Raw genomic sequence first — 12,258 nt, 5'->3', positions numbered from 1 at the left:
CGATGCTCCGACTCGTCCTCAGCGACCTCCGGCACAATGCCGGGATCTGGGTCGGGGCGCTGGTCGTCAGCGCGGCGACGGCCGTGGCCCTGGCGGTCGCGGCGGCCATGGTCGAGACCGGGATCGCGCTGATCGCCTCGGGCGACGAACTCGACCTGCTGCGTGCAGCCGGCCTGGGCACCCTGGCGACGCTGGTCGTGGTGCTCACGGTCGTCGCGGTGGCCGCGGTGCTCGGCAGCGTGACCCGACTGACGATCGACCTGCAGCGCCGGGGGTACGCGCTCTGGCAGCTCGTGGGCGTCCCGTCCCGGACCGTCACCGTCGTCGTCCGGCTCCAGCTCGGCGTGGTCGCCCTCGTCGGGAGCACCCTCGGGTGCCTCGTCGTCGCGCCCGTCGCGCCGGCCGTCCTGCACCTCGGGCTCTCGGCCTCGGACGGGCTCCGCGACCTCGACGAGCGCTTCGACGTCGTCGGCGGGGTCGCCGTCGTGGTCGCCGTGACGGCGGTCGTCGTCCTCAGCAGTCTCCGGTCGTCCCGTCGCGCCGGTCGGGTCCGCCCCGTCGAGGTCCTCCGCGACCCTGACGCAGCGGCGGGTCGGACGAGCTGGGGACGGTGGACGCTCGCGGGCGTCGCCGTCGTGCTCGCCGCCCTGCTGACGTCGAGCCTCGCAGCCGGTGGAGTGCGTGCGTCCACCTCGGTCCTGCTCATCGGGCCGTTCCTCACCGCAGCCGCCGTCGCCGTCGGGCCGACGCTGTTCCCGGTCGTGCTGCGCGCCTGGACCGCCGTCCTGCCGGCGCACTGGTCGGCGTCGTGGTTCCTGGCCCGGAACGCCGCGGCCTCCGCGGTCGGCCGCAGCAGCGCGACGGTCGGTGCCCTCGTCCTCACGATCGCGCTCCCGGCCAGCATCACGGGCGGGTTCGCGACCACCGCCGACGCCGTCCGCCGGTCCACCGGCGGGGACGGACCCGGACTCGATCCGCAGAGCCTCCTCCTCATGCTCGGCGGACCGCTGCTCGTCTCGCTGTCCGGAGCCGCCGCGACCGTGCTCATGGCCGGGCGGACCCGTGAGCAGGAGGCCGCGCTCGTCGAGGCCGCGGGCGGGTCCCGGTCGGTCGTCCTGGCCCGGGCCGCCTGGGAGTCGGTCGTCCTCGTCGGGACCGCGGTGCTCGTGTCGGCTGTCGTCCTGGTGGTGAGCGGCGTCGCGCAGGCGATCGCCCTCGGGGTCACCGTCCCCGGCACGTCGCCCGACGTCGGACTGGGTGTGGCCGGCCCGGCCACGCTGGTGAGCCTCGTCCTGATGGTGGCCGCCAGCACGCTCCCGCTCGTCGTCGGGCGCCACCGCAGCATCCCGCTCGTCCTCGCCGCGGACTGAACCCGGTCCACCACGGCCGTGTCGGGCCTCCCGGCCGGACAGGCTGCTCCGCCGGGCCGACGCACCTCTCCGATCCTCACGAACCCACGAACCCTGGAAGGACGCACCATGCGCATCCTCTTCTCCGGCGTCCCCGCGCTCGGACACCTGCTCCCCCTCGTCCCGCTCGTCCGCGCCGCCGCATCGGCGGGGCACGACGTCGCCGTCCTCACCAGCGGCGGCATGCGTGACGCCCTCGCCGCCGAACTGCCCGGGGTACCGGTCCTGGCAGCGGGCCCCATGCCTCCCGAGCTGTTCGCGGAGGTGGCCCGGCGCCTCCCCGGCAGCGACCCGGCGAACCGACCGGAACCCGCGGCCGTCGCCGAGTTCTTCGCCGGGACGCGGGTCGACCTCACCGTCGACGACGCCGTCCGCGAAGCGAGGACGTGGGGTCCGGACGTCGTCGTGGCCGACGCGGTCGACCTGGTGGGGCCGCTCGTCGCGGCGACGCTCGACGTCCCGTACGCCGTCGTCGCGTTCGGACCGGAGGTGCCCGATGCGTTCCGACGTCCGATGACGGAGCTCGTGCTCCCCCGGTACGCGGGCCGGGGCCTGGTGCCGTCACCCCCGGTGGCGCTGCTCGACCCGACGCCGGCGTCCCTGCAGGCGTCCGGGTGGACGCAGCACCCCCTGACCATCCCGTTCCGGGCGGAGCCGCACAGCCGTCCGGGCGACACCACTCCGCTGGCGCCGTTCCCGGCGTCCGAGCGGCCGCGCGTGCTCGTCACGCTCGGGACGGTGTTCGGGGACGCCGCACTCCTGACGGCGATCATCGACAGCCTCCACCCTGACGAGGCGGACGTCCTCGCGACGGTCGGCGTGATCGGGGACCACCTCGAGGACACCGACCACGTCCACCACGTGCCGTTCCGGCCGATGCGAGAGCTGCTGGACGGCGTCGACGTCGTGGTGAGCGCTGCGGGAGCGGGTACGGTGCTCGCGGCCGCGAGTGTCGGCGTCCCGATGGTGCTGCTCCCCCAGGGCGCCGACCAGTTCATCAACGCCGAGCGTGCTGCCGCGGCCGACGTCGCCGTGGTGGTCGACGAGCCCGCTGCCGTCGGGCCGGCGGTGCACGCGGTGCTCGCCGGGTCGCGCCATGCCGCCGCGGCCCGTCGGCTCCGCGAGGAGAACGAGCAGCGTCCGAGCGCCGGGGACGCGATCGCCGTGCTCGTGGACCGCGTGACCCACGCCACGAGCGCCGCCGGGCGGTGACCCGGCGGGCCCTGGGCCGCCGACAGGCCCGGGGCCCGTGGCGGGCGGCGTCAGGCCTCGGTCGGCCCGGGTCCTCCGGGACCCGGACCGATGACCGACGCCACGAACCGACGGGCGTCCTCGTCGTCGTGCTCGTGCAGCCGCATGCCGAGCAACGTGTTGATGAGCATCCCCTTCGCGAGGAACGTCTCGGCGGCCGACGGCGTGAGGCGGGCGTCCTCGACGAGGAACCGGAGGATCCGCGTGAACCCCTCCCGCGCGACCGGCCCGATCACGGGGTCCGCACCGAGCATGTACGACTGCATCACGATGAGGTGGACGCCGTCCTCGGTCGCGAGCGTCCGGTAGGCCTCGCCGAGCCGGGACTCGACCGTGCCCGGTTGCCCGTCGTCCAGCGCCGCACGGAACGTGTCGAGGACCGCTTCCAGACAGCCGTCGATGACCGCGAGGAACAGGTTCTCCTTCGACCCGAACATGCGGACGACGTAGGGCTGGCTGATCCCGGCGGCCTTCGCGATCCGCTCGGTGGTCGCCCCGTGGTACCCCTCGCGGGCGAACACGGCGGCCGCGGCGGCCAGGGTCGCCTCCCGCCGCTGACTGCCCGCCATGCGCTCCGCTGCCCTGGGGACCGGACCCCTTGCCGTCGTCATGCCTCGAGGGTATCATCCGATTCCATGAGTAATGAATCGATTACTAACCAACGCTCCTCCGTTCCCTCGCTCCCGCCGCTCCGCCGGGTCCTCCCGGTCCTCGTCGTGCAGGTGCTCGTCGCGATGGCCATCGCCGGTGCGTTCGCCGGCCTCTACATCGGACTGCAGAAGGCCCCCGTGCCGCACCACCTGCCGGTCGCGGTCGTCGGCGCACAGCTCGCCGACGCGGCCTCGACGGCGCTCGGTGACTCCGCCGACGTCCGTCCGGTCGACTCCGCAGCCGCCGCTCGCGCCCTCGTCCGCTCACACGACGTCGTCGCCGCGCTCGTCCCCGCTGCCGACGGATCGATGCTCGCCGTCGCCGGCGCGGACGGGCGGAGCGCGACCGGTGCGGCGACGGCCCTGCTGAGCGGTGTCGCCCGGGCCGGCGGCGTCCCGGTGACCCGCACCCAGGACCTCGTCCCGCTCGTGACCGGGGACGGGCAGGGCATCGCGGGCTTCTACCTCGTGTTCGGCACCACGCTCGCCGCCTTCGTCCTCGCCCAGATCATGAACTCCCTCGGCGCCCTGGCCGGCCTGCGGGTGCGCGTCGCGGTCACCGTCATCGGGAGCATCGCCGCGGCCGTCGTCGTGGCCGTCATCGCCGGACCGGTCGCCGGCGCCGTCCCCGCGGCCCCCGCTGTCGTCATCGGCGTGCTGGCGCTGCTCGCGGTGGCCGTCTCGCTGTCGACCCTGGCCATCACCGCCCTCCTCGGCCCGATGGGCGTCGTCGTGTCCACGCTCGTGTTCACCACCCTCGGCAACGCGACCAGCGGCGCGACGGTGAGCACACACCTCCTGCCGCCGTTCCTGTCCGCCGTCGGTGGCGCCCTGCCGCCCGGAGCGGCGTTCGGGGCGGTGACGGCGGCCAGCTACTTCGACGGCGCCGGCGTCGGCCGCGCACTCCTGACGCTCGGCCTGTGGATCACCGGAGCCGCGATCGCGTTGTCCGCCGCCGCCGCCCGTCGCCGTGCCGTCCGGCATGACCGCCGCTCGCCCTCGGCCTGAGCCGAGCGACATGCTCCGTCCTTCCTGAGCACTCACAGGACTCCGCATCTCCATCGCCTATCGTGGCGACCAGCGCGATCGCGCGAACACCCCACGCCGGTGCAGACCGGCGGCGACGGAAGGTCGGTCTGCGTTGACCACCACCCCGATCCAGCCCGGCTACACCCGCACGAGGCCCGCCGCGGGCCCCAGGGGTTCGAGCACGTCCACCTACTCGGCCGTCCTCGCGCAGGTCAAGGAGCACGACCTGCTCCGCCGCCGCACCGGGTTCTACTGGTCGCTGTTCGGCTCGCTCGTCGGCACGCTCGCACTCGCGTGGATCGCCTTCGCCGTGCTGGGCGAGTCGTGGTTCCAGCTCATCGTCGCCGGCGCGCTCGGCGTGGTCTTCACCCAGTTCGCCTTCCTGTCGCACGAGGCCGCGCACCGTCAGGTGTTCGCCTCACAGCGCTGGAACGACCGCGCCGGCCGCTACGTCGGCACCTTCCTGGTCGGCCTGAGCTACTCGTGGTGGATGACCAAGCACACCCGCCACCACGGCAACCCGAACACCATCGGCAAGGACCCGGACATCGCCGCCGGCGTCATCCGGTTCACGCCCGAGGACGCAGCGGTGACCCGGGGTGCGCGGAGCGTCTTCACCCGGTTCCAGGGGTGGCTGTTCTTCCCGCTCCTGACGCTCGAGGGCATCAACCTGCACTGGTCCGCCGTGCACACCGTGCTGACCGGCGCCGACACCAAGGCCGACGTCCGGGCACGCGTGCTCGAGGCGACGCTCCTCGTCCTGCGCTTCGGCATCTACCTGACCGTGCTCTTCTGGTTCCTGCCGTTCGGCATGGCGTGCGCGTTCCTCGGTGTGCAGCTCGCCGTCTTCGGCGTCATGATGGGTGCCTCGTTCGCCCCGAACCACAAGGGCATGCCGACCATCGCGCACGACGCCAAGGTCGACTTCTTCTCGCGCCAGGTGCGCACCTCGCGGAACATCCGCGGCGGTTGGTGGGTGTCGTTCCTCATGGGCGGCCTGAACTACCAGGTCGAGCACCACCTGTTCCCGTCGATGCCGCGACCGGCCCTGAAGAAGGCCCGGCTGCTCGTCCGTCAGCACTGCGAGACGCTCGACGTCCCCTACACGGAGACGACGCTCCTGCGCTCGTACGGCATCGTCGTCCGCTACCTCAACCGCGTCGGCCTGGCCGCCCGCGACCCGTTCACCTGCCCGATGGTCTCGGAGCTCCGCATCCACTGACGGGTCGGCGAACCGCGCCGCGCTCCCACCCGTACGATCGACGGACACCCATCGTCGACGGAGACGGAGCCCGGCATGACCACCACTGACCTCGCCGCACCGGCGGACGCAGCGAGCGTCGGACGCACCGCTGCCGACCATCCGCACCACCACGCGACCGCGTCCGTCGCCGCGATCCTCGCGGAGTCAGCGGCCCGGTACCCGGACGACGTCGCCGTCGTCGTCGGCGAGCAGCGCATCACCTACGCCGAGCTGTGGGACCAGACCCTCGCGTACGCGGGCGCACTCCGCGCCCGCGGTGTCACCGAGGGCAGCCGCGTCGCGATGCTCATCCCGAACGTGCCCGACTTCCCCCGCGTGTACTACGCGACCCTCGCGCTCGGCGCCGTCGTCGTGCCCGTGCACGCACTCCTCAAGCGGCACGAGATCGAGTACGTGCTCCGCGACAGCGGAGCGGCCCTGCTCGTCTGCGCCGCACCGCTCATCGCGGAGGGTGCGGCGGGGGCCACACTCGCCGGGGTCGACGTCGTCACCGTCCTCGCGCCTCCCGGGGACGGGGACGGATCGGCCGCACCCCGCCTGGAGGCCCTGGCCGCGTCGAGCGCGCCCCTCACCACCCTCACGCCCCGCGACCCGTTCGACACCGCGACGATCCTGTACACGAGCGGCACCACCGGGCAGCCCAAGGGCGCCGAGGGATCGCACTTCGCCCTGCTCGAGCAGGTCAACACGCTCCTCATGAGCACCTTCGACATGCGACGTGGTGACGTGCTGCTCGGTGCGCTGCCGCTGTTCCACACCTTCGGCCAGACCTGCACCATGAACACCGGCTTCCGCGCCGGCGCGACGATCGTCATGCTGCCGAAGTTCGACGGCGACGCCGCACTCGCCGCGATGGTCGAGCACGGCTGCGGCATCTTCATGGGCGTGCCGACGATGTACATGGCGCTGCTCGACGCCGCGACCCGGACCGACGCCCGTCCCGACCTCCGGTACGCGATCTCCGGCGGGGCCTCGTTGCCGCTCGCGGTGCTCGAACGATTCGAGGCCGTGTACGGGGCGCCGATCCACGAGGGCTACGGCCTCACCGAGACCTCACCCGTCGCGAGCTTCAACCACGTCGGACGGACGCCCCGTCCCGGCACCATCGGCACACCTGTCTGGGGCGTCGAGGTCGAGATCGCGGACCCCGCCGTGCAGGACCGCATCGACATGCTGCCGCGCGGCACGATCGGCGAACTCGTCATCCGGGGCCACAACCTGATGAACGGTTACCGCAACCGACCCGACGCGACCGCCGCGGCCGTGGTCGACGGGTGGTTCCGGACGGGCGACCTCGGGACGAAGGACGACGAGGGCTTCCTGACGATCGTCGACCGCACGAAGGACATGATCATCCGCAACGGCTACAACGTGTACCCGCGCGAGGTCGAGGAGGTGCTCGCCGCGCACGAGGACGTCACGATGGCCGCGGTGTTCGGGGTGCCGCACGACGTGCACGGCCAGGAGATCGCGGCGGCGGTCGTCCTCGCCGACGGCGCCACGACCAGCTCGGACGAGCTCGTCCGGTACGTCGCGGACGCCATCGCCGCGTACAAGTACCCGCGGGTCGTCCACGTCGTCGACGCGCTCCCCCTCGGTCCGAGCGGCAAGGTGCTGAAGCGTGCCCTCGTCGAGCAGTTCGGCTCGGAGCCGGCGCCCGGACCGGAGGAGCACGCCGGCGCCTGACCGACGTCGGTACACTCGGCCGGGTGGAGCTGATCACGGACGTGCGTCGAGCCGACTGGCTCGTGCGACGCCTCCAGGCCTCCGGGACCGTCGCCGGCACCGTCGGCGGCGGGTTCGACGGGTACGCCCGCATCCTGCACCCGCTCGAGGCCTTCCGGGAGGACCGCTCGGTCCTCGACGAGCACGGCGACGCTCCGGTCCTCGAGACGAGCACCTGGCGGTGGTCCGACGTCGCAGCGAGGACCGGGCGGACGCTGGACGCCGGGGCCTCCTGGAGCGCACTCAGCGCGAACCGCGACGACGACGTGCTGTTCGACGACGGGTGGCGGGTCGAACCGCCTGCCGAAGGCTGGCTCGATCCGCGCCTGCTGGCCGCACTCACCTCGCACCTCAGTGCCTCGACGGCGACCCCGCTCGACCTGGTGGCGGCGGTGTGGGACGGATGGGGGGACCTGAGCGGCGGCTCCATCCTCGCGGCCGGATGGCAGGACGGGACGCCGGACGCGACCGAGCGTGCCCGCGCCGAGGCGGAGGTCGCCCGCCTCCGCACAGCACACCAGGCGGCACTCGACGCCGTCCGCCGCGCACTCGCCGTGCCGCGACTGCACCTCACCCACCGCGAGCACCTCCTGGTGCGCACGACGGTCGCGGACTGGGCCGACCCGGCGTGGACCGAGCGGGCGGAGATCGCGGACGGTGTGCCGCTCGCGCACACGCCGCAGCTGTTGTGGCCGGAGGACCACGCGTGGGTCCTCGCGACGGAGATCGACTGCGACTCGACGCTGGTCGCGGGGACGCGACGACTCGTGGACGCAATCCTCAGGGACGACCGGTTCGAGGCGTTCGAGGTGGACCCGCTCAGCGCCCTTCGATGACGTCCGTCGAACGGTCCTGACGCGAGCAGGTCACAGCGCCCGCTGCGGAGGCCCGCAGCGCCTCGTACAGCTCCCGTTCTGTGCCACGGCGGGGAGGTTGCCTGGAGCACGTACTGAAGAGGGGGAACCATGACAGCACTGGTCTGGATCGCAGCGGTCGTCGGCGGACTCGCGGCCGTAGCCGCGCTCGCCCGCGCACGTCGCCGCTGACAGCACGGCAACGGTCGGGTCACGTTCCTCGCCCGCACGGCGTCGGCGACTGCTCGCGGTGCTTCACTGGCCGGCATGGGGCAGACACGGACACGAGGGTCGATCGCGATCGTCCTCGCGGTGAGCATCGCGATCGGCGTGAACGGGTGCGCGGGAGTGCGTTCGAGTTCTGGCGGATCCTGCGCCCTGAAGTCGATCGAGCTCCAGGACTCGTCCCTGCACCCCGGAGGAGTCCTCCAGCTCCACTCCGACGCGGTCTGGGAGACGTGTGAGGACACCGGAGGCACGAGCCGCGCGGCGTCCGACGTCACCGTCGTCGTCACACCCTCCGCGAGCGGCGAGGAGGTCCTGCTCGGTCGGCCGACACCGCAGGGGCCGCTGTCCACGGTCGACGAGTCCTTCGAGCTCCCCGCGGACCTCCCGGTCGGTCCCGCGGTGCTCGCACTGCACATCCACAGCGGCGATGTGATCGACGCTGAACTGCCGATCACGATCACCGCACCCCCGGCGACCTGAGATCGGCGGCACGATGGCCGGCCGTGTGCTCTCGGTGGGCCCTGCCGGGATCGAACCGACGACATCCACGGTGTAAACGTGGCGCTCTACCAGCTGAGCTAAAGGCCCTCGCGCCGCTGCCGGGCGCAGCCCACATCCTACGGGAGCGCCGAGAACCGTGCCGCGCCGCTGACTACGCTCGCGCTCATGCACCGCCGCTCCTCCACCGTCGTCACCGCCACCGCGCTCGTGACCCTGCTCGGCACCCTGCTCGCCGGCTGCTCGGTGCCCGGCTCCGACACGAGCACGGCGGCTCCCCCGTGGCCCCGACCGACGGACCTGGAGCACCGCGCCGACCAGGCCGGGCTCCAGGACGTCTGGGGTGAGCGGCTGGCCGAACACGTCCACACCCACCTGTCGATCACGGACGGCGACTCCCCGGTCGTCGTGCCGGGGAACGTCGGCCATTCGGCGTCCGAGCACTTCGCCGCACAGCTCCACACACACGACACCTCGGGGATCCTGCACGTCGAGTCACCGACCCGCGAGACCTTCACGCTCGGTCAGTTCTTCGACGAGTGGGGCGTCTCCCTCGGTCCCGCCCACGTCGGCGGGCTCCGTGGCGAGCTCACCGTGTGGGTGGACGGGAAGCGCTTCTTCGGCAACCCCCGCTCGATCGCGCTGACGAACCGGCGCGAGATCGCCCTGGCCGTCACGACGATCGGCGAGGTCCCGCACCGCCCGGCGCCGTTCGACTGGCCGCCGCAGTACCGCTGAGCGGGCGGCACCCGCGCATCCACGGTCGGCCCCAGCCGCGGTCTGGGAAGCTGTACGGGAGGGGGTGGCGCACATGTCGGAACCGTCCAGCACACCGGGACCGGACGCACCAGCGGACGGGACGCGACCGGACGCACCAGCGGACGGGACGCGACGACGGTGGATCGTCGGCGTGAGCGCACTCGCGGTCGTCGTCGTGGCCGGGACGACCGCCTGGGCGCTCTCCGGCACCGGCCAGGAGGCCCGCCCCACGCCCGTCGCGGCCGCGCCGTCCGCCACGCCCACCCCGACGCCGTCGCGCACGCCGTTGCCGGCCGTCCCCGCACGGCCGTCGGACGCCGCCCTGGCCGCCCTGCCGCTCGCGTTCCACGACGCCGTGATCGGCGGGCTCCTCGACGGGTCGCAGGTCGAGGCGGAGAACCGGTGGACGACGGCGACCCCGAAGACCGCGCTCGTCCCCCTGTACGCCTCGCCCGACCCCGACGCCGCTCCCGTCGCCACGCTGTCGTCCTCGGTGTCCACGCTGGACACCCCGACGGTCACCGCCGTCTGGGACCGCTCGCCCGGACAGGACGGCGGGATGGTGCTCGTCTCGACGCCCGCGCGGAACCGGACACCGGGCGACGGCGGGGTCGCCACCGCCCCGAGTGCGACGTTCGCGTGGGCCCGCGCCGCGGACTTCACCCTGACCGGCATCGACCGCGTCGTGCGTGTGGACAACCAGGCGTCGACCATCGCGATCGTCCGTCGCGACGGCTCGGTGCAGACGAGCGAGGCCGCGCGCCTCGGCACCCCGCAGGACCCGACGCCGACGGACACGAAGACGTACATGGAGGCGAACTACGTCGACCCGCAGGTGACGTACACGCAGGGGCACCCGATCTCGCTGACCGGCGCGCACTCCGCGACGCTCGCCGGCTACGGCGGGAACGCCGCCCTCACCGCCCTGCACTACTACCCGGACCCGAACGGGTCGTCGCACGGGTGCGTCCGCATCTCGGCGGCGATGACCGAGGCCCTGGCCGGGCTGCCGATCGGGACGCCGATCGAGTTCAGCTGAGCAGCTCCCGGACGACAGCGTCCGGCCGCTCCACGTGCGCGAAGTGCCCGCATTCCTCGAGCAGCACGGTCCGCACGTCCGGCAGCGCCCGCCGCAACCGGTCGAGGTCGTCGGTCCGGGCGAACACGTCCTGCCGCCCGGCGACCGCCACCACCGGACACCGCACGGCGGACCAGCGACGGGTGTCGTAGTGTGCCGCGGAGCGGGCTGCGCCGAGGAACCCGGCCGGCCGGAACTCCTCGACGAAGGCGTCGAGGACGCTGCGGTCGAGTCGGCGCACGGCCGCGAACACGGGTGCCGCGAGGAGCGGGAGCAGCCCGACCCGGGCGAACGCCCGCAGGACGGTGTGCGCGGACCCGCGGGTCACGGCGAGCCCGGCGCGCAACAGGGTGAACGCCGGCAGGGACCGCAGCGCCCGCACGGGGTGTCGCGATGCCGCCGCGGTCGCGAACGTCGTCCCCGAGACGAGCCCGAGGGACCGCACCCGAGCGGGTCGGTCGACGGCGAGGTGCAGGCCGACGAAGGCCCCCATCGAGTGCCCGACCACGTCGACGTGGTCGAGGCCGAGCGCGTCGAGCACCGCGACGAGCACCCGGGCGGAGTCGTCCACGTCGAGCGGGACCTCCGGCGGGGGCGACGCCCCCCACCCGGGCAGGTCGACGAACACGAGGCCGCGGCCCGGCAGCCCGTCCGCTGCTGCCAGGAGCGGCGTCCACGTCGACCACGACCCGGCGACACCGTGCAGGAACAGGAGCGGCCGCACACCGCGGCGGTGGTGGACGACGGCCGGACCGGCGTCCGTCGCGGTCGTCGTCGTGGTCAGACCCCAGCGGGCCGGGTCGTCGACCACGGGGTACGGCGCGTAGCGGCCGTCCGGGACCCCGCCGACCTGCGGAGCCGAGCCGGTGTCGGTGGCGCTCACCGTGCCTCCAGTCCGGTGCGCTCGGGCACCGTCAGGGGTTCGGAGCCGACCGTGCCGGGGAGGGCAGGTGGGCGTCCGTCAGCGGGCGCGCAGCGGCCGGGAGGCCCGGGTCAGCTGACCGGGACCGGCGCGGAGCACGCGGCGAGGCGGTCCAGGGCGGCCCGGTACTCGGTCACGTCGCGGGCGACGCCCGGCTCGGTGATGATCGACGCCTTGATGCGGCCCTGCACGTCGATCACGAAGGTCGCGCGGGTGGCGAAGCCCTTCTTCTCGAGGAAGACGCCGTACTCCTTGGACACGGCACCGTGCGGCCAGAAGTCGGCGAGCAGCTCGAAGTCGTAGCCGTTCGCCTGGGCGAAGGACCGGAGCGTCGCCTTCGAGTCGACCGAGATGCCGATCAGCTCGATGCGCTGGTCCTGGAACATCGCGATGTTGTCCTGCAGCGTGCAGAGCTCGTCGGTGCAGGTGGACGAGAACGCGAGCGGGAAGAAGACGAGGGCGACCGGGCGGTGGCCGCGGTGGTCGCTGAGTCGGACGTGCTCACCGAACTGGTTCGGGAGCTCGAAGTCCGGCGCGAGTGAGCCGATCTCCAGTGCCATCGTGGTGGTGCTTCTCTCCCCGGGCGTTGGG

General features: G+C 73.3%; 12 protein-coding genes and 1 tRNA gene. 9 read left to right on the top strand and 4 right to left on the bottom strand.

The window, feature by feature from the left end:
* Positions 1-2 precede the first annotated feature (2 nt).
* Together DEI84_RS03330 and DEI84_RS03325 are read left to right on the top strand one after the other, a co-directional pair.
* Positions 3-1,370, top strand: coding sequence for an FtsX-like permease family protein (locus DEI84_RS03330; protein ID WP_309146379.1), 1,368 nt, complete (start codon positions 3-5; stop codon positions 1,368-1,370).
* A gap of 108 nt (positions 1,371-1,478) precedes the next feature.
* The gene (locus DEI84_RS03325; RefSeq protein WP_110889666.1) at positions 1,479-2,621 is read left to right on the top strand and encodes a nucleotide disphospho-sugar-binding domain-containing protein; all 1,143 of its coding nucleotides are present in this window, start codon (positions 1,479-1,481) and stop codon (positions 2,619-2,621) included.
* A gap of 50 nt (positions 2,622-2,671) precedes the next feature.
* On the opposite strand, the gene DEI84_RS03320 is transcribed toward DEI84_RS03325, so the two are convergent.
* Entirely contained in the window at positions 2,672-3,271 is a 600-nt protein-coding gene (locus DEI84_RS03320) for a TetR/AcrR family transcriptional regulator (RefSeq protein WP_220032862.1), read from the bottom strand.
* A 24-nt stretch (positions 3,272-3,295) separates the two neighbouring features.
* On the opposite strand from DEI84_RS03320, the gene DEI84_RS03315 reads away from it, so the two are divergent.
* From DEI84_RS03315 to DEI84_RS03295, 5 genes are all read left to right on the top strand, one after another.
* A complete protein-coding gene (locus DEI84_RS03315) occupies positions 3,296-4,318 on the top strand; it encodes a hypothetical protein (RefSeq protein ID WP_146236297.1) in 1,023 nt (340 codons plus the stop codon).
* Positions 4,319-4,451: 133 nt separating this feature from the next.
* Entirely contained in the window at positions 4,452-5,561 is a 1,110-nt protein-coding gene (locus DEI84_RS03310) for an acyl-CoA desaturase (RefSeq protein ID WP_110889663.1), read from the top strand.
* A gap of 75 nt (positions 5,562-5,636) precedes the next feature.
* Positions 5,637-7,289, top strand: a complete 1,653-nt coding sequence (locus tag DEI84_RS03305) for a long-chain fatty acid--CoA ligase (protein ID WP_110889662.1) — start codon at positions 5,637-5,639, stop codon at positions 7,287-7,289.
* 23 nt (positions 7,290-7,312) lie between these two features.
* Positions 7,313-8,164 (top strand): hypothetical protein, encoded by an 852-nt coding sequence (locus tag DEI84_RS03300; protein ID WP_110889661.1) that lies wholly within the window; start codon positions 7,313-7,315, stop codon positions 8,162-8,164.
* Between the two features lie 285 nt (positions 8,165-8,449).
* The gene (locus DEI84_RS03295; RefSeq protein WP_110889660.1) at positions 8,450-8,890 is read left to right on the top strand and encodes a hypothetical protein; all 441 of its coding nucleotides are present in this window, start codon (positions 8,450-8,452) and stop codon (positions 8,888-8,890) included.
* Positions 8,891-8,925: 35 nt separating this feature from the next.
* Here DEI84_RS03295 and DEI84_RS03290 read toward each other — a convergent pair.
* Positions 8,926-8,998: transfer RNA gene (locus DEI84_RS03290), tRNA-Val, on the bottom strand.
* A gap of 78 nt (positions 8,999-9,076) precedes the next feature.
* Between DEI84_RS03290 and DEI84_RS03285 the strand changes: the two genes are divergently transcribed.
* Both DEI84_RS03285 and DEI84_RS03280 read left to right on the top strand, forming a co-directional pair.
* Complete coding sequence (locus DEI84_RS03285) at positions 9,077-9,646, top strand: hypothetical protein (RefSeq protein WP_110889659.1); 570 nt, start codon at positions 9,077-9,079, stop codon at positions 9,644-9,646.
* A gap of 172 nt (positions 9,647-9,818) precedes the next feature.
* Positions 9,819-10,706 (top strand): L,D-transpeptidase, encoded by an 888-nt coding sequence (locus DEI84_RS03280; RefSeq protein WP_146236296.1) that lies wholly within the window; start codon positions 9,819-9,821, stop codon positions 10,704-10,706.
* Here DEI84_RS03280 and DEI84_RS03275 read toward each other — a convergent pair.
* Positions 10,699-11,628 carry an alpha/beta fold hydrolase gene (locus DEI84_RS03275; protein ID WP_110889657.1) on the bottom strand — a complete coding sequence of 310 codons (930 nt, stop codon included), beginning with the start codon at positions 11,626-11,628 and terminating at the stop codon, positions 10,699-10,701. The two genes, DEI84_RS03280 and DEI84_RS03275, sit on opposite strands and share 8 nt — an antisense overlap.
* Positions 11,629-11,738: 110 nt before the next feature.
* Positions 11,739-12,227 carry a peroxiredoxin gene (locus tag DEI84_RS03270; protein ID WP_110825343.1) on the bottom strand — a complete coding sequence of 163 codons (489 nt, stop codon included), beginning with the start codon at positions 12,225-12,227 and terminating at the stop codon, positions 11,739-11,741.
* Positions 12,228-12,258 lie beyond the last annotated feature (31 nt).

The sequence above is a fragment of the Curtobacterium sp. MCBD17_023 genome, assembly GCF_003224415.1.
Lineage (GTDB): Bacteria > Actinomycetota > Actinomycetes > Actinomycetales > Microbacteriaceae > Curtobacterium.
Note: the sequence above shows the minus strand (reverse complement) of the source record. Positions and strands in the feature narration are given on the sequence as shown.

Coding starts and splice junctions, on each gene's coding strand:
- DEI84_RS03270 (WP_110825343.1), bottom strand. CDS start 12,227: ATGGCACTGGAGATCGGCTCACTCGCGCCGGACTTCGAGCTCCCGAAC.
- DEI84_RS03305 (WP_110889662.1), top strand. CDS start 5,637: ATGACCACCACTGACCTCGCCGCACCGGCGGACGCAGCGAGCGTCGGA.
- DEI84_RS03295 (WP_110889660.1), top strand. CDS start 8,450: ATGGGGCAGACACGGACACGAGGGTCGATCGCGATCGTCCTCGCGGTG.
- DEI84_RS03285 (WP_110889659.1), top strand. CDS start 9,077: ATGCACCGCCGCTCCTCCACCGTCGTCACCGCCACCGCGCTCGTGACC.
- DEI84_RS03325 (WP_110889666.1), top strand. CDS start 1,479: ATGCGCATCCTCTTCTCCGGCGTCCCCGCGCTCGGACACCTGCTCCCC.
- DEI84_RS03320 (WP_220032862.1), bottom strand. CDS start 3,271: ATGACGACGGCAAGGGGTCCGGTCCCCAGGGCAGCGGAGCGCATGGCG.
- DEI84_RS03315 (WP_146236297.1), top strand. CDS start 3,296: ATGAGTAATGAATCGATTACTAACCAACGCTCCTCCGTTCCCTCGCTC.
- DEI84_RS03330 (WP_309146379.1), top strand. CDS start 3: ATGCTCCGACTCGTCCTCAGCGACCTCCGGCACAATGCCGGGATCTGG.